Source organism: Gordonia sp. LMA484 (genome assembly GCF_058129505.1).
In genome coordinates, this window is the sequence record NZ_CM176700.1 from 5,229,214 (window position 1) to 5,245,697 (window position 16,484).

At 67.1% G+C, this 16,484-nt stretch carries 13 protein-coding genes; 10 read left to right on the forward strand and 3 right to left on the reverse strand.

Annotated elements, in window-relative coordinates:
* Window positions 1–352 precede the first annotated feature (352 nt).
* Entirely contained in the window at window positions 353–1,369 is a 1,017-nt protein-coding gene (locus tag AC4AMJ_RS23225) for a CNNM domain-containing protein (RefSeq protein ID WP_489898797.1), read from the reverse strand.
* Window positions 1,366–2,745: a hemolysin family protein gene (locus AC4AMJ_RS23230; protein WP_489914977.1), complete on the reverse strand. Its 1,380-nt coding sequence runs from the start codon at window positions 2,743–2,745 to the stop codon at window positions 1,366–1,368. The genes AC4AMJ_RS23225 and AC4AMJ_RS23230 overlap by 4 nt, the downstream gene beginning before the upstream one ends.
* A gap of 275 nt (window positions 2,746–3,020) precedes the next feature.
* On the opposite strand from AC4AMJ_RS23230, the gene AC4AMJ_RS23235 reads away from it, so the two are divergent.
* The 3 genes from AC4AMJ_RS23235 (at window position 3,021) to AC4AMJ_RS23245 (ending at window position 7,486) form a co-directional block, all read left to right on the forward strand.
* Window positions 3,021–4,694, forward strand: coding sequence for a sigma-54-dependent Fis family transcriptional regulator (locus AC4AMJ_RS23235; protein WP_489914979.1), 1,674 nt, complete (start codon window positions 3,021–3,023; stop codon window positions 4,692–4,694).
* A gap of 153 nt (window positions 4,695–4,847) precedes the next feature.
* Complete coding sequence (locus tag AC4AMJ_RS23240) at window positions 4,848–6,326, forward strand: aldehyde dehydrogenase (protein ID WP_489914981.1); 1,479 nt, start codon at window positions 4,848–4,850, stop codon at window positions 6,324–6,326.
* Window positions 6,327–6,373: 47 nt separating this feature from the next.
* Complete coding sequence (locus AC4AMJ_RS23245) at window positions 6,374–7,486, forward strand: NDMA-dependent alcohol dehydrogenase (protein ID WP_489914983.1); 1,113 nt, start codon at window positions 6,374–6,376, stop codon at window positions 7,484–7,486.
* 185 nt (window positions 7,487–7,671) lie between these two features.
* Here the strand turns inward: AC4AMJ_RS23245 and AC4AMJ_RS23250 are convergent, their stop codons facing one another.
* Window positions 7,672–8,364 (reverse strand): GAF and ANTAR domain-containing protein, encoded by a 693-nt coding sequence (locus tag AC4AMJ_RS23250; protein ID WP_489914985.1) that lies wholly within the window; start codon window positions 8,362–8,364, stop codon window positions 7,672–7,674.
* Window positions 8,365–8,447: 83 nt separating this feature from the next.
* Here AC4AMJ_RS23250 and AC4AMJ_RS23255 point away from each other — a divergent pair, with 83 nt between their 5' ends.
* The 7 genes from AC4AMJ_RS23255 (at window position 8,448) to AC4AMJ_RS23285 (ending at window position 16,436) form a co-directional block, all read left to right on the forward strand.
* Window positions 8,448–9,464, forward strand: a complete 1,017-nt coding sequence (locus tag AC4AMJ_RS23255; RefSeq protein WP_489914987.1) for a LysR family transcriptional regulator — start codon at window positions 8,448–8,450, stop codon at window positions 9,462–9,464.
* Window positions 9,465–9,572: 108 nt separating this feature from the next.
* Window positions 9,573–10,367 carry an enoyl-CoA hydratase/isomerase family protein gene (locus AC4AMJ_RS23260; protein ID WP_489914989.1) on the forward strand — a complete coding sequence of 265 codons (795 nt, stop codon included), beginning with the start codon at window positions 9,573–9,575 and terminating at the stop codon, window positions 10,365–10,367.
* A 41-nt stretch (window positions 10,368–10,408) separates the two neighbouring features.
* Window positions 10,409–11,716 carry an MFS transporter gene (locus tag AC4AMJ_RS23265; protein WP_489914991.1) on the forward strand — a complete coding sequence of 436 codons (1,308 nt, stop codon included), beginning with the start codon at window positions 10,409–10,411 and terminating at the stop codon, window positions 11,714–11,716.
* Window positions 11,713–12,915, forward strand: a complete 1,203-nt coding sequence (locus tag AC4AMJ_RS23270; RefSeq protein WP_489914993.1) for a CaiB/BaiF CoA transferase family protein — start codon at window positions 11,713–11,715, stop codon at window positions 12,913–12,915. Before AC4AMJ_RS23265 ends, AC4AMJ_RS23270 begins: the two co-directional genes overlap by 4 nt.
* Before the next feature lie 36 nt (window positions 12,916–12,951).
* Window positions 12,952–14,100 (forward strand): acyl-CoA dehydrogenase family protein, encoded by a 1,149-nt coding sequence (locus tag AC4AMJ_RS23275; RefSeq protein WP_489898787.1) that lies wholly within the window; start codon window positions 12,952–12,954, stop codon window positions 14,098–14,100.
* 27 nt (window positions 14,101–14,127) lie between these two features.
* A complete protein-coding gene (locus tag AC4AMJ_RS23280; protein ID WP_489914995.1) occupies window positions 14,128–15,276 on the forward strand; it encodes an acyl-CoA dehydrogenase family protein in 1,149 nt (382 codons plus the stop codon).
* Window positions 15,273–16,436, forward strand: a complete 1,164-nt coding sequence (locus AC4AMJ_RS23285) for a thiolase family protein (RefSeq protein ID WP_489898785.1) — start codon at window positions 15,273–15,275, stop codon at window positions 16,434–16,436. The genes AC4AMJ_RS23280 and AC4AMJ_RS23285 overlap by 4 nt, the downstream gene beginning before the upstream one ends.
* Window positions 16,437–16,484 lie beyond the last annotated feature (48 nt).

Below are 16,484 nucleotides of genomic sequence, written 5' to 3' on the forward strand. Positions count from 1 at the left end.
GTGAGTCGCGACACCCGCTGGTTGAGTAGCAGCGAACGAAGTGAGTCGCGAATCGAAACCCACGCCAACCCCGATCTCGATACGCCTCCTCACTCCGTTCGTCGGCTACTCGATCAGCGGGAAAACGCGCGCCAGCTACTCGATCACCGGGGAAGGGCACCCAACCGCTGGTTGAGTAGCAGCGAACAGAGTGAGTCGCGTATCGAAACCCACGCCAACCCCGATCTCGATACGCCTCCTCACTCCGTTCGTCGGCTACTCGATCAGCGGGAAGGGCATCGTCGACTACTCGATCAGCGGGAAAACGCGCGCCAGCTACCCGATCAGAGGGAAGGCACCGCCGGCCAACCGATCAGGCAGCCGTGGTGGCCAGCAGGAGTTCCAGCACGTCGTTGAGGGTGAGCACGCCCAGGACCCGGTCGTCGTCGACGACGACCGCCACGTGCCGTCGCGTCTCGCGCATCGTCGCGAGGGCCTCATAGACCGGAACGGCGGACCCGAAGGTCAGCACCGGCCGCAGCAGGTCGGCTGCCGAGGAGTCGGTCGCGGCGGCGAGGCTGTCGCGGACATGGACCACACCCTCGATGCCGGCGCCGCCCGAGGCCTTGTCCCACACCAGGAGACGGCGATGTCCGGTCGTCAGCGAGGTCGCCTGGATCTCGGCAGGTGACGCGGTTGGCGGCACCGCGCTCACGGCCTCGGAACCGACCACGTCGCCGACGGTCAGCGCCTCGAGTTCGAGTGCGCTGGACAGATGTGCGTGGTAGCGCTCGTCGAGCGTCCCGACCGTCGCCGAGTGTTCGACGAGGTGACGCAGGGTCTCCGAGTCCTGACCGGCCCCCACCTGATCGACCGGCTGCACACCGACACGGCGTAGACACCAGTTGGCCAGGCTGTTGAGCTGGGTGATCACCGGGCGGGTCAGCCAGATGAATGCGCGCATCGGGATCGCCAGCATGGTGGCCGACCGTTCCGGATGAGCGATGGCCCACGATTTCGGAGCCATCTCACCGACCACGAGATGCAGGAAGGTGACGATCACCAGCGCCAGCACGAAGCCGGCGACGTCCGCGGTCCACAATGGCATGCCCCAGCTGCTGAAGGCAGGCGTGAGCCAATGGTGCACAGCGGGTTTGGTGATCGCACCCAAAGCGAGGGTGCAGATGGTGATACCCAGCTGCGAACCGGCCAGCAGTACCGACAGCTCCGATGCGCTGCGCAACGCTGCCCGCGCCGATCGGCTGGTGGGTGCCGCATCCTCGAGACGGTGGCGCCGAGCCGCTATGAGCGCGAATTCGACGGCGACGAAAAAGGCACTCGCGCCGATCAGTGCGATGGTGATCGCGACCACTACCCACGGGTTGCTCATGCCCGGCCTCCTACGGACGCAGTGGCGTCGACGGTCAGCAAGACCTTCGAGGGCACGTGCTTGTCGATCTCGAGCACCTGGACGTGCACCGTCCGAGGCTCGGCCTCCTCGTGGTGCGCCAGCAGCGCCGGGTCGGGCTCCAGCGTCATCGTGACCTGGTCGCCGACAGCGGGAAGGCCGGCGTACTCGGCGATCACGAGCCCGGCGAGGGTCTCATGATCCCCTTCCGGCAGCTCGATACCGATGGCCCGGGACACCTCGTCGAGGTGGGCGTCGCCGGCGATCTGCCATCCGTCATCGGTCTGCTCGATAGGGGACCGTTCGAGCGGGTCGTGCTCGTCATCGATCTCACCGACGAGTTCCTCAGCGATGTCCTCGGCGGTGACGACCCCGGCGAAACCACCGTATTCATCGATCACCACGGCCATCTCGTCGGACGCGGCATCGATGTGGGCGAGCACGCCGGTCAGTGGCAGCGACATCGGGACGATCACCGCCGGGCGGCATACGTCGCCGGCCGTCGACGACGCGGCGCGATCGGCCTCGGCGGACCAGCCGAGCAGGTCGTGCAGGTGGATGACGCCGACCACCTCGGCCCGGTCGTCGACGACCGGGTAACGGGTATGGCCTGTCGCCATCGCCGCCAGCACATCGGCTGCCGGCCGATCGGCGCGGATGGTGTCCACGCGGGTGCGGGGGATCATCGCGTGTCCGGCGGTGCGCGTGGGAAAGTCGAGGACGCGGTCGAGCAGGGTGGACAGGTCGGCCGGCAGTTCTCCGGCATCACGGGATTCGGCGACGATGTGTTCGAGGTCGCGGGGCGTGGCCGAATGCTCGACGTCGTGGACCGGTTCGATCCGCAGGGCGCGCAGCAGCAGGTTGGACGACTTGTCGAACAGTGCGATCAACCAGCCGAATACGGCCAGGTAGGCGGTGGTCGATCGGCTGAGCCCGCGCGCCACCGGTTCGGGGCGGGCGATGGCCAGATTCTTGGGGAACAGCTCGCCGAACACCATCTGGACGACGGTGGAGAACGCGATCGCGATCACCGTGCCGATCGCGACGCCGATACCGACGGGGATGCCGACGTCGCCGAGGAGGTCACCGACACCACTGCCGATGAGCGGTTCGGCGACGTAGCCGACCAGCAGACCGGTGACAGTGATGCCGAGTTGCGCGCCGGACAGCATGAAGGAGGTGCGGCGGGTGACCGACAGGGCGCGGGCCGCGGTCTTGTCGCCGGCTTCGGCGCGAGCTTTGAGGCGGGAGCGGTCGACCGCCATGTAGCCGAATTCCTGCGCCACGAAGTAGCCGGTCAACGCGGAGATGGCGAGGACGACCAGAATGCCGACTGCGATACCGAGGAGCGTCAGCACGGCCGGCTCCGATGACTCGTGCCCAGCTGCTCACTGGGTCGGGATAGGTCAGATCGTCGGCGTTTTCGGCGCTTCGCGCGTCTCATCAGGTCTTTCTCGCTCGGGTCGGTTGACGGTGAAGGAGCCGACGGTCACAACGCTGGGACACATAGCGGCTCCACGAGAATGGAACGTATTCGCCGAGCGGCGAGTTCCCACCAGGCGCCGCGGAGACGATGGGACGTCCACCATCTGCCATGATGGTGTGACACACGTCACCAGAAGGGCGGTTGGGCATGGTCCGCGCGGCACAGCCGCCGTTGCGTCCGGAGATCGACATCTCCTGGCGCCGGTCGGTGGGGAATGGGTTGGCCCCGGATGCCGTGCCCGACGTTCTGGTCGATGAGGACTTGGCGAGATCCGATCTGGTGCTGCGTGCCGCCCGCCCGGTGCTCGACGCCGCGTCCGAGCAGCTCGCCGACGCCGACATCGCTCTACTGCTCACCGATGCCGACTCCCGAATCGTCGCGAGCGTCTACGGCGGGTCGCAGGTCGAGCACAGCATCAGCCGGCTGGGGGCGGTGCTGGGATCGACGATGGACGAGGAGTCGGTGGGCACCACCGCCCTCGGCACCCCCGTCGAAACCCGCGCCCCGCTGACCGTCAACGGTGCCGAGCACTTCCTGGAGATGTACAAGCATCTGAGCTGCTACGGGCGGCCGATCGTGCATCCCACGACCCGGCGCCTCGAGGGCATCCTGTGCATGACCGAGATCAGTTCGGCCGTCAATCCGCTGTTCCAGTCCTTCGTCGGCCGGCTGGTCTCCGACATCCAGGCCCGCCTGCTGGACACCTCGCGCAGTTCTCACCGGGCGATCCTGGACGCGTTCCACCTGGCATCGGGCCGACGTGACGCCGCGGTGGTCGCGGTGGGCGACGATCTGCTGCTGACCAACACGTTGGCCACCGAGCTCCTCGACACCTCGGACATCGGCGCGCTCAAAGCGCTGGCAGCCGGAGCGTCGACGTCGTTTCCGGAGACGATGCTGCTCACGTCGGGAATCCCGGTGACACTGTCGGGCCACGCGGTGCCCGGCGCACCCGGGGCCGCGGTGGTGACGCTGCGCGCATCGCGCTCAGCGCATCGGCCGGTCCCCCGCGGAGAGCGACTCGATCGCCGCTCACCCGATGCGCTGTTCCCCGAGATCGTCTTCGACCCCGGCACCGTCGCCGCGCCGCGGTCGCTGGCGCTGACGGGCGAGGCCGGAACCGGACGGACTACCGGCGCCACTCGGGCGCTGCACGGACGTGCCGCACGGCGCCTCGACGTCGCCGAGGTGATCACCTCCGGCGACGCCGTCGATCTCCCGCGCGTCGCGACACAGGCCCGGGCGGCCGGCGAGGTGCTGGTCATCGACGGACTGGACCTCCTCGCCGACACCGCACTGGCGCTGGTGCGCCGAATGCTCACCGACCGCATCCAGCCGGTGATCGCGATCAGCGGCCCCTCGGCCGATGCCCGACCGGCGGTTGCCGCCGTCACCGCTCTGTGCGACGAACAGGCGGCCCTCCCCGCGATCCGGCACCGAACCGAGCACATCGGCGCGCTCGCCACGTTCTTCGCGACCGCCCGACGTCCGGGGAGCACGTGTGGGGCAGCGACGGTCGATGCGCTGATGGCCCACGACTGGCCCGCCAACCTGACCGAGTTCCGTCGAGTCGTCGAGCAGGCCGCCGACACCGCCGCCGCCCGCGGATCTGCCGGTCACATCGAGCTCGCCGACCTCCCCGAGCGGTATCGGCTCTCCACCAAGGCGGCGACCCTGTCGATGCGCGACCGTACCGAACGCCAGGCCATCATCGACGCGCTCGGCCACTGCCAGGGCAACAAGGTGCATGCCGCCCAACGATTGGGCATCAGCCGCAGCACCCTCTACGCCCGCATCCGCGCCCTCGGGATCACGCCATGAACCCCCGGCCCGGTGGCCGACGGCGCCGAGCCAAACCGTGTCCGGCAGGTGTACGGATCTCGGACAGTTAGCGCTGCGCTTTCGATGTGACGATGACCGGCACACGCCACACCAGTGATGGTCATCACTGCACATCGAGAGATCGAGGTTTCCATGAGCACTGCCACACCGACCGCCCTGATCCCGGACGAGGGCCTCGCCCATGACCAGCTGTTCATCGGCGGGCGCTGGGAACAACCGCGGGGTACCGGCCGCATCGAGGTGACCTCACCCAACACCGGCCAGGTCATCGGCAGCGTGCCCGACGGCTCGGTGGCCGACGTCGACGCCGCCGTCACCGCGGCCCGGGCCGCGTTCGACGATCCGTCCGTGTGGTCGGGCCTGCCCGCCGCGGACCGGGCTCGGCACCTGCGCCGATTCGCCGACGAACTCGAGGCCCGCAAGGATCAGCTCGCCGGACTGGTGTCGGCACAGAACGGGATGCCGATCGCGGTGGCCGGGCAGCTCGAGGCCGTCTACCCGTCGACCCTGCTCCGCTACTACGCCGACCTCATCGAGAACCAGACCGCCGATGTCCGCGAAGGCATGTTCGGTGGCGTCGTCGAGGTCACCCGCAGCCCGATCGGGGTCGTCGGGGCGATCGTCCCGTGGAACTTCCCGCAGACCCTCGCCGCCTTCAAGTTCGCCCCCGCGCTCGCAGCCGGCTGCACGTTGGTGATCAAACCGTCCCCGGAGACGGTGCTCGACGCATTCGTGCTGGCCGAGGCCGTAGAGGCGGCCGGACTGCCGGACGGCGTGATCAACGTCGTCCCCGGCGGACGCGAGGTCGGCGCGCATCTCGTGTCCCACCCGGGGATCGACAAGGTCGCCTTCACCGGATCGACGGCTGCGGGCATCTCCATCGCCGAGACCTGCGGACGCCTCCTGCGCCCGGTGACGCTGGAGCTGGGCGGGAAGTCGGCGACCATCGTCCTCGACGACGCCGAACTCGACCTCGCCACCATCGGCAACGATCTGTTCGTCGCGACCCTCGCCAACAACGGCCAGACCTGCTTCCTCGGCACCCGCGTCCTCGCACCGCGTTCGCGCTACGACGAGGTGGTCGACGTACTCACCGCGTTCTCCGAATCGATGGTCATCGGTGACTCGCGCGATCCGGGCACCCAGATCGGCCCGATGGCCACCGCGCGCCACCGTGATCGGGTGGAGGGCTACATCGCGCAGGGCCGCAGCGAAGGCGGCCGTATCACCACCGGTGGTGGGCGTCCCGCCGGACTCGACGACGGCTGGTTCGTCCAGCCGACCGTCTTCGCCGACATCAACAACACCGCCACCATCGCCCGCGAGGAGATCTTCGGTCCGGTGCTGTCGGTGATCGGCTACTCCGACGATGCCGATGCCGTTGCCATCGCGAATGACTCGGATTTCGGCCTCGGCGGCACGGTCTGGAGCAGCGACCCGGAACGTGCGCAGGCCGTGGCGCGCGGGGTACAGACCGGCACGATCGGCATCAACCGTTACCTGCCGGACCCGATCGCACCGTTCGGCGGTGTCAAACAGAGCGGCATGGGCCGCGAACTCGGACCGGAAGGCCTTGCCGCATACCAGAACATCAAGTCCATCTACCGCTGACCCCCTGACCCCACCAACCCCGCTGACCCCACAAGGAAAGGAACACCATGAAGACCAAGGCAGCTGTCCTGCTCGACGTCGGGAAGCCGTTCGAGATCATGGAGCTCGATCTCGACGGCCCCAAGGAAGGCGAGGTGCTGATCAAGTACACCGCCGCGGGACTGTGTCATTCCGACCTGCACCTGACCGACGGTGATCTGCCGCCGCGGTTCCCGATGGTCGGCGGCCACGAGGGATCGGGCATCATCGAGGAGATCGGCCCCGGCGTCACCAAGGTGAAACCCGGCGATCACGTGGTGTGCAGCTTCATCCCGAACTGCGGCACCTGCCGGTACTGCTCCACCGGCCGACAGTCGTTGTGCGACATGGGCGCCACCATCCTGGAGGGCTCGCTGCCGGACGGGACGTTCCGATTCCACGGCAACGGCCAGGACTTCGGCGGCATGTGCATGCTCGGCACCTTCTCCGAGCGCGCCACCATCTCACAGCATTCGGTGGTGAAGGTCGACGACTGGCTCCCGCTGGACAAGGCCGTGCTCGTCGGCTGCGGTGTGCCGACCGGCTGGGGTTCGGCGGTGTACACCGGCAACGTGCGCGCCGGCGACACCGTGGTGATCTACGGCATCGGCGGCATCGGCATCAACTCGGTGCAGGGCGCCGTCCATGCCGGCGCCAAGTATGTGGTCGTGGTGGATCCGGTGGCCTTCAAACGGGATACGGCGATCAAGTTCGGAGCCACGCACTCGTTTGCCTCGGCCGCCGAGGCCCAGCAGACGATCACCGAGATCACCTGGGGTCAGGGCGCCGACTGTGCGATCGTCACCGTGGGCACCGTCGACGAGGACGTGGTCTCGGCCGCGATCGGGTCCGTCGGCAAGGGCGGCACGGTCGTCATCACCGGACTGGCGAGTCCGGAGAAGTTCACCGTGCACTGGCCGGGCATCGACCTCACGCTCAACGAGAAGACCATCAAGGGAAGCCTGTTCGGGTCCGCGAACCCGCAGTACGACATCGTGCGACTGCTGCGTCTCTACGACACCGGCCAGCTCAAACTCGACGAACTGGTGACCACCACCTACACGCTGGACCAGGTCAATCAGGGCTACCAGGATCTCCGTGACGGCAAGAACATTCGCGGGGTGATCGTGCACGACAGCTGATCCACACCCGCTGATCCTTCCGCTGATCGAGTAGCCGGCGAGCACCACCTTCCGCTGATCGAGTCGCCGGCACCCCCGACCCGCTGATCGAGTAGCCGGCGAGCGGCAGCGAGTCGGCGTATCGAGATCACCCCCACAACAGGTGGTTTCGATACGCCGCCCGCGCCGCCCGCGTCGCGCGCGACTCAGCCGACCTCCTCGGCTTCGATGACCTGACGCGCCACGTCGATGAGCGGGGTATTGCTGTCCTGGGACAGCCGGCGGAGCAGTTCGAATGCCTGTATCGCATCGATCTTGAATCGCTCCATGATCATGCCCTTGGCCTGCCCGATCTGGTCTCGGCTGGCGAGCGCGCTGCGGAAGTCGCCCTGCTGACGGGCACGGTACAGCGCCAGAGCGGCGTGGGTGGCGTAGACGAGCCCGATCTCCTCGGACTCCTCGTTGAAAGCGCCGACCCTGTCGGAGAACAGATTCAGGGCGCCCATCGAGCCCCGGTGGGTGAACAACTGAAAGGACAGACTCGAACGGGCAGGTGTCTCGGCGATCGTGCGCACAGATAGTTCCGGCCATCGGGGATCGGTGGCGATGTCGTCGGAACGCACCATGTGGTGTTCCCATGCGGCCTCCAGGCACGGGCCCTGCCCGGTGTCCCGCTGCAGTTGGTCGAGCCGGACCATGATCTGGTCGGTGGGCGCGATCGTGTCGAACACACGTTTCTTCTGGTCGACCACGAGCACACCGGCGTACCGGGTGCCGGGCACATGCTCGAGTGCGCCCGCGGTGATGGCCTCGAGCACCACGTCGGTAGCGGCTCGGTCCGTTTCCGGTACCGCATGCAAAGTGCGCGCCAGATCGGCTATCGCTTGATGGACACTCACGGTCTTCTCGCCTCCTCCACACCCCGTGTTGGGACCTCTCAACCGTAAACGGCCACCGTAACCGTCGTACTACCGTTCCCATCATGGACATGCGTCAGATGGAGTACTTCCTGGCGGTCGTCGAGTACGGCGGAGTCAACCGGGCCGCCGCCGCACTCCACGTCGCACAGCCGTCGTTGTCGCAGTCGATTCGCAAACTCGAGAAGGACCTCGGGACCGAACTGTTCCATCGGGTGGGGCGTGGTCTGGTTCTCGCGCCCGCCGGTGAAGCGTTGATCGGGCCGGCGCGCACGATTCTGCGTGAGGCGGAGGAGGCCGAGAACGCGGTACGCAGCGTCGGCCAGGGCAACCGGGGACGCATCGACGTCGCGACTTTGTCGGATCTGTCCACCGACCCACTCTCGGTGTGGGTGGCCCGCTACCGATCCGAGAATCCCGACATCAGATTCCATGTCGAGGAGCGCGATGACTCGGCGGACATCATCGAACTGGTCCGTTCCGGTGCCTGCGAGATCGGGATATCCGAATTGCCCTTCCCCGGCGACGAGCTGGTCACCGAGGAACTCGTCAAGCAGCGGTTCGTTCTCGTGTGTCCCCCGGGAACCGATGCGCACTGGCCTGATCCGACACCTATTTCTTTGCTGGCGGGCGTTCCCTTTGTCATGGGCGAACGAGGCACGGTGACAAGGGATTACATCGAGGCGTCGCTGCGGGAACACGACGTCGAGCCGCGGATCGTCATCCAGGTGCCGCAGCGCGGTGCGGTGCTACCGATGGTGCTCTCGGGCGGCGGCGCAGCGATCGTCTCGCTTCGCGTCGGGCTCGACGCCCGTTTTCGTGGCGGAGTCGTCCGAGAGTTGTCACCGGCGTTGTCCCGACCCTTGGGGCTGGCCCGTCGCCCCGGCCGGGTCACCGCAGCCACCACGGCGTTCCATGCGTATGTCAAGGGGTCGATGCAGCTGTGGATCGACGGCATCGAGCGAAACATCCGCAACGGACTGCCCCTGGTCGAGGCGGCTGCGCTCACGGCCCGGAAAGCCGACGAGCGTATTCGGGACCGGAATCTACGAGACGCCGAGATCCGACCACGTAACCGATAGGAAATTACAGTCAATCCACCTCATTTCTGGTCTTTGACGTAGTCGATTGCTCATCCTTCAATGGGTGTGTGCCACTTCACAGGCATTCCCGACACCCAAGGAGCAGCAATGACAGGTGGAGTCCAGTACGACGTGGATGACGCCATCGCGACCGTGACGCTCGACAATCCTGGACGGCGCAACGCGGTGTCCTTCCCGATCTTCGAACAACTGAGTTCCATCGTGGCAACACTCACCCACTCTCCCGAGGTCCGAGTCGTGGTCCTGACGGGCGCCGGGACGGACTTCAGCGTGGGCGCCGACCTGGCCGCCCCACCGCAATCCCGGACGCTGCGCGGCCAGTCCGTTCCCGACGATGTCGCGCGGCTCGGCGAGGTCAGCGCCATGCTGGCCGCGTTTCATCAACTGCCGCAGATCACCGTCGCCGCGGTCGACGGTGCGTGCGCCGGCGCCGGCCTGTCCCTCGCGGCGGCCGCCGACTTCCGCATCGCCACTCATCGAGCGGTGTTCAGCACCGCGTTCGTCAACGCCGGCCTGTCCGGCGACCTCGGCGCAGTGTGGCTGATCAGCAGCATCCTCGGCGCCGGCCGAGCCCGAGAGCTGTTCTTGACGCCACGGAAACTGTCTGCGGCCGAGGCCCTTCGGATCGGCCTGGTCACCACGACAACCGAGCCGCACACCCTGGGCACCGCCACCGGGGAGCTCGCCCACCGACTTGCCGACTCGGCTCCACTCGCGTTGTCGTCGATGAAGAAGAACCTGCTTCAGGCATCGACTTCCCCACTGACCGAATATCTTTCAGACGAGGTGCACCGCATGGTGCACTGCTTCCACTCGGCGGACGCACGCGAGGCCGCCGCGGCATTTCTCGACAAACGCGTCCCCGTCTTCGCCGGCCGCTGATCCGGCGTCCCGTTTCCCTCTCTCCCGTTTCGGAGTCCCTCATGACACATACCCTCACGCCTGCGGACGCCCGCACACAGGCACCCTCCTACGCCCGGGCCTGGGTGATCACCGGCCTGCTCTTCACCTTCCTGCTCCTCAACTTCGCCGACAAGGCGGCACTCGGTTTCGCCGGCGTGCACATCCAACAGGATCTGGACATCACCCCCGGCCAGTTCGGCCTGCTGCAGAGCGCGTTCTTCTGGCTGTTCGCAGCCGGGGCGATCATTTTGGGGGCGTTGTCCTCCCGTATCGGTACGCGATGGCTCCTCGCAGCACTGATGCTGGTCTGGGTGATCACGATGGTCCCCCTTCTCGGACCGGTCAGCTTCGGTGTGCTGTTGGTGTGCCGCATCGTTCTCGGGTTCGCCGAAGGGCCCGCGTACGCGCTGGCCACACATGCGGTGCACTCGTGGTTCCCACCCGAGAAGCGGGCCCTGCCCGGCGGCATCGTCACCGCGGGCGCGTCCGTCGGGCCGCTACTCGCCGCTCCGGTGCTCACCTGGGTGATCGTCACCTGGTCCTGGCACGCGGCCTTCGGCGTGCTCATCGGGTTCGGCGCCGTGTGGGTCGTCGCCTGGATCATCCTCGGTAGAGATGCACCGGCGCAGCTGTTCACCGAAACCGCCAAGGGATCAACGGAACTCGTCGAGGCCTCCTACCGGCAGCTGCTCACCACGGGCACCGTGATCGGAATCGCCCTGTTGACGTTCTTCTCCTACTGGTCCACAACGCTGAAAGTGGCCTGGCTGCCCGTCTATCTGTCCGATGGACTCGGCTACAGCACCGAAACCGCGGGTCGATTGATCATGCTGCCCTACGCATTCGCCGCAGTCGCCGCCATCGGTGCCGGGCTGCTGTCGAACCGTCTCACCGCACGCGGAGTGTCCCGTCGGATATCGCGGGGCTACCTCGCCGGCGGACTCGTGGTGGCAGCAGGTGTCTCGATGTTCGCGTTCACCGTTCTGCCGAGCGGTCTGCTGCAGATGCTGTTCATCTCGCTGGCATTCTCTCTCAACTCGGCCGCGTATGCCGTCGCTTTCACTGCGATCGCCGACGTCGTCCACCCACGTAAACGCGGTACCGTCCTCGGCTTCCTCGTCGCCTTCTACAGCATGGCCGGCGTGATCGCTCCCCTCGTCCTCGGCTGGTTCGTCGACAACGCCGCCGACAAGATCACCGGCTACGGACACGGATTCGCACTCACGGGCATCCTGATGGCCATCGGCGGTGCGATCGCGACCGTGCTGGTCCGGCCGGAGCGCGACATCGCCCGTCTGGCCGCCCGCACTACGGAGGCGATCCGATGACGCGCCCTCTCGACGGCGTCCGCGTGATCGACTTCGGACAGTTCATCGCCGCGCCCGCCGCCACCCAGATCCTGGTCGACCTCGGCGCCGACGTCGTCAAAGTCGAACCCGTGCATGGCGAATCATCCCGGCTGATCGGCGTGTACGGCGAGGCCATCCTGCGAACCTACAATCGAAACAAACGCTGCATCGCCATCGATCTGAAGCATCAGCGGGGCCGCGAGATCGCCTGGCAACTCATCGCGGACGCCGACATCGTGGTCCAGAATCTGCGGCCGGGCGTGATGGAGTCGTTCGGCCTGGGCGCCGCGGAGGTCCGCAACCGGTACCCGAACATCATCTACGCCACCGTGAGCGGCTTCGGTCTCCACGGACCGTCCAAGGACCGGGCAGGCCTCGACATCGCCGCACAGGCCGAGAGCGGAATCATGTCCGTGACCGGCGAGGCCGAGGGTGAGCCGCAGCGGGTGGGATTCCCGGTGGTGGATTCGGCTGCAGCACATGTCTTCGCGCAGGCCGTCCTGGGTGCCTATGTCCGGCGATTGCGGACCGGCGAAGGCGACACCGTCGAGACCTCGCTGCTGGAGGTTGCGGTGCATCTGCAGGGGCCCAACTGGGGCGAATACCTGCTGACCGGCAACGAACCGACGCGCAAGGGCAACGGCCAACCGACCGTCGCTCCCGCCGCCGACGTGATGCCGACCCGCGACGGCGCGATCGTCGTATCGGCCTATTCGGTGACGCATTTCGCCCGCCTCTGCGCGCTGCTCGCGCGCCCTGAGCTGGCCGATGACCCACGCTTCACCGACAACGAGGCACGGGTACGCAACCGTCCGGCACTGCTGACCGAACTGCGGTCGGTGTTCGCCACCATGACGAGCGATGAGGCGATGAACCTGCTGACGCCGAACGGCGTTGTGGCAGGGCGTATCAGCTCCTACAGCGAGGTGAGGAAGAACCCGGATGTGGAGGCGACCGGAATCTTCGTCGACGTCATCGACCGCCACGGTGTCGAACACACGACTCTCGGATCGCCGTGGCATCTCGGCAGTATTCCCCATGCCCCCGCGGCCGCTGCACCCGTGCTCGGCCAGCACACCGCGCAGCTGCTCGCCGACCTCGGCTACGCACGCAACGCGGTCGACGATCTCATCGCCGCGGGCGTGGTCCGCACTGACCAGCCCGGCGACGAGTTCTGAGACCAGAATCCGACAACCCATCATCGAGAGGACCCCATGGATCGCACCATGTTCACCGCTGACCACGACGACTTCCGCTCCGCAGTACGGCAGTTCATTGCCAGGGAGGTGGCTCCACACATCGCCGATTGGGAGGCCGCCGGCAAGGTGCCACGCGAGTTGTTCACCAAAACGGCCCAACTCGGCATCAACGGACTGCAGATCCCCGAAGAGTTCGGGGGCGGCGGCATCGACAGCTTCCTGTTCAACGCCATCGTCATCGAGGAGACCGGATACGCCGCCGCCACCCTCGGTGGCCTCCAGGTGCACCTCAGCACCGTCCTGCCGTACTTCCTGGAATACGCCGACACCGCGCAGCGAGCACGGTGGTTTCCCGGATTTGCCGATGGCTCACTGGTGGCGTCGATCGCGATGACCGAGCCCGGTACCGGTTCGGACCTCGCGGGCATGTCGACCAGCGCTGTCCGCGACGGCGACGACTGGATCCTCAGTGGCGCCAAGACATTCATCACCGGCGGCATCAACGCGGACCTGATCGCCGTGGTGGCCCGGACCGGACGTGACCGCGAGGACCGGCGCGAAGGCCTGTCGCTGTTCGTCGTCGAGAACGGCATGGACGGATTCACCCGGGGCCGCAACCTCGACAAGCTCGGCCTCAAGGCCCAGGACACCGCGGAACTGCACTTCGACAATGTTCGAATCCCGGCCGGGAACATGCTCGGTGTCGAGGGCAAGGCGTTCGCCATGCTCACCCACAACCTCCCCCAGGAGCGGTTGACGATTGCGGTGACCGCCACCGCGACCGCGCAGGCCGCGCTCACACTGGCGGCCGACTACGTCGCCGATCGGAAGGTGTTCGGCAAGCGTGTCGCCGACTTCCAGAACACCAAATTCGTTCTCGCCGAGTGCGCCACCGAGATCGAGGCCGCACAGGCCCTGGTCGACCGCGCACTCCTCGCCCTCGACGGCGGCTCACTCACCGCCGCGGACGCCGCAAAGACCAAACTGTTCTGCACCGAGATGCAATCGCGGGTGATCGACAGCTGTCTGCAGCTACACGGTGGCTACGGCTACATGCGGGAGTATCCGATTGCCCGGCTCTTCGCCGACGCCCGGGTCAGCCGCATCTACGGCGGTACGAGCGAGGTCATGAAAAGCGTCATCTCGCGATCGATGGGGCTGTGAACGATGATCTCCGACACCATCCACACAATGGAATTCGACGAATACCTCTGCATCATAGAGCGATTCACCGATGAGGAGTTGATTCCCGGTGAACCCGAGATGGTCCGGCTCGGCCATGTCCCCGACCGACTCGTCGCCCGTATGGCCGAGCTCGGACTGTTCGGTATGACACTCTCTCGCGAGCACGGCGGTCTGGGCTGGTCCGTCGAACAGCAGGTGCGGTTGACCTTCGAGTTCACCCGAGCCTCCGCGGTCTACCGCTCCCGCTTCTCCACGACCATCGGGCTGGTGTCGCAGGCTCTCGCCACCTTCGGCACCGACGCACAGCGAGCGATGTACCTGGCCGACATGGCGAACGGGCGATGTGTCGCCGCCTTCGCGCTCACCGAGGCGCAGGCCGGCACCGACGCGACAGCCGTGCAGACGTTGGCCCGACGCACCACCGACGGCTGGGTACTCGACGGTTCCAAGCGCTACATCACCAACGGGGCCTGGGCCGACGTCCTGCTCGTGTTCGCCCGCACCGACCCCGACTCGGCGGCGCTGTCGGCGTTCATCGTCGACCGCGCCGCGCCCGGCGTCACCACCCGTCTGCCCGATCAGATGAACGGGCACGCCGAGGGTCCGGTCGCCGAGATCGAGCTCTCCGGTGTGCACGTCGGACCAGAATCGCTCCTGGGCGGTGCCGAAGGTCAGGGGCTCGAGCAGGCGATGCGCGGTATCAACCATGCCCGCACACATGTGGCCGCGACCGCCGTCGGCCAGGCGACGCGACTGCTCGGCGAGGCCGCGCGACACGGGGCGCAGCGGGAGCAGTTCGGTCAACCGATCGCCGACTTCGGCTCCGTCGCAGCCATGTTGGGGCGCAGCTACGCCGAGCTCGAGGCCGGACGTGCCCTGGTCCTCGACTGTGCCCGCGAGTTCGACCGCTCGAACCCCCCTCGCCATCGCATCTCGGCCGCGAAACTGTACTGCACCGAGATGGCCTCGGAGGTCGCCGACCGGGCGGTGCAGATCCTCGGCGGCGAAGGCATCGTCGGCGAGAGCCCGGTCCCGCGGATGTGGCGCGACGTCCGCGCGCTGCGGATCTACGAGGGCGCCTCCCAACTCCACGAACGCAACCTCGCGCGCCACCTCACACAGCATCAAGCACCGTCACGTAAGGAATCACCATGAGAGATGCAGTCATCATCGACGCCGTCCGCACACCCGTCGGGCGCCGCAAAGGCGTTCTCGCAGAAATCCATCCCGTCGACCTGTCGGCGGTTGTCCTCGCCGCGCTGGCCGAGCGGACCGGCGTGGACGCCGACAACATCGACGATGTGATCTGGGGCTGCGTGAGCCAAGTCGGCGAGCAGTCGGCCAACATCGCGCGCAGTGCGGTCCTCGCGGCCGGGTGGCCCGAACACATCCCCGGCACCACCGTCGATCGTCAGTGCGGGTCCAGTCAGCAGGCGATCCATTTCGCGGCCGCCTCGGTGATCGCCGGTCACGCCGATCTCGTCGTCGCCGGCGGGGTCGAGTCGATGACGCGGGTACCGATGGGCTCGGCGAAGCGGGCAGGCCCCGGGGTACCGTTCGGCCCCGGTGTTTCCCGACGCTACGACAACGTCGAGTTCAGTCAGGGTGTGGGAGCCGAGATCATCGCGAGGCGTTACGGCCTCAGCCGGGCACAACTGGACGAATACAGCCTCGAGTCCCATCGGCGGGCGGCGACGGCTGACGATGACGGTCGCTTCATCAAGCAGATCGCGCCGGTCGAACTGCCTGACGGCACCTTGATCATCGCCGACGAGGGCATCCGCCGCGACACCAGCCTCGACACTCTCGGCTCGCTGGCACCGGCCTTCGACCAGGACGGTCGGATCACGGCGGGCAATGCCTCGCAGATCTCCGACGGTGCTGCGGCAGTGCTGGTCACGACCAGCGAGCGGGCTCGAGAGCTGGGGCTGAGCCCGATGGCCCGAGTACACACCGCCACCTGTGTCGGCGACGACCCGGTGACGATGCTGACCGGTCCGATCCCGGCCACCGCCAAGGCACTGCGCATGGCCGGCCTGGGCCTCGACGAGATCGACGCGTTCGAGGTCAACGAGGCCTTCGCGAGCGTCGTGCAGGCCTGGCTCAAAGAAACCGGCGCCCGCCCGGACCGGGTCAACATCAACGGCGGCGCCATCGCTCTCGGCCATCCACTGGGCGGCTCCGGAGCCCGCCTGGCGACAACTCTCCTTCATCACCTACAGATCGAGGGACAGCGTTTCGGGCTGCAGACGATGTGCGAAGGCGGTGGCATGGCGAACGCGACGGTCTTCGAAAACCTTCTCTCCTTCGGGTAGTCACGCCGCGACCGGCTCGTCCTCGTGGTGTCGGCACGTTGCCCACCC

Excerpts from the sequence above, each read along its gene's own strand:
- AC4AMJ_RS23265 (WP_489914991.1), top strand. The coding sequence starts at position 10,409 with ATGACACATACCCTCACGCCTGCGGACGCCCGCACACAGGCACCCTCC.
- AC4AMJ_RS23255 (WP_489914987.1), top strand. The coding sequence starts at position 8,448 with ATGGACATGCGTCAGATGGAGTACTTCCTGGCGGTCGTCGAGTACGGC.
- AC4AMJ_RS23260 (WP_489914989.1), top strand. The coding sequence starts at position 9,573 with ATGACAGGTGGAGTCCAGTACGACGTGGATGACGCCATCGCGACCGTG.
- AC4AMJ_RS23275 (WP_489898787.1), top strand. The coding sequence starts at position 12,952 with ATGGATCGCACCATGTTCACCGCTGACCACGACGACTTCCGCTCCGCA.
- AC4AMJ_RS23240 (WP_489914981.1), top strand. The coding sequence starts at position 4,848 with ATGAGCACTGCCACACCGACCGCCCTGATCCCGGACGAGGGCCTCGCC.
- AC4AMJ_RS23285 (WP_489898785.1), top strand. The coding sequence starts at position 15,273 with ATGAGAGATGCAGTCATCATCGACGCCGTCCGCACACCCGTCGGGCGC.
- AC4AMJ_RS23225 (WP_489898797.1), bottom strand. The coding sequence starts at position 1,369 with ATGAGCAACCCGTGGGTAGTGGTCGCGATCACCATCGCACTGATCGGC.
- AC4AMJ_RS23270 (WP_489914993.1), top strand. The coding sequence starts at position 11,713 with ATGACGCGCCCTCTCGACGGCGTCCGCGTGATCGACTTCGGACAGTTC.
- AC4AMJ_RS23245 (WP_489914983.1), top strand. The coding sequence starts at position 6,374 with ATGAAGACCAAGGCAGCTGTCCTGCTCGACGTCGGGAAGCCGTTCGAG.
- AC4AMJ_RS23280 (WP_489914995.1), top strand. The coding sequence starts at position 14,128 with ATGGAATTCGACGAATACCTCTGCATCATAGAGCGATTCACCGATGAG.
- AC4AMJ_RS23235 (WP_489914979.1), top strand. The coding sequence starts at position 3,021 with ATGGTCCGCGCGGCACAGCCGCCGTTGCGTCCGGAGATCGACATCTCC.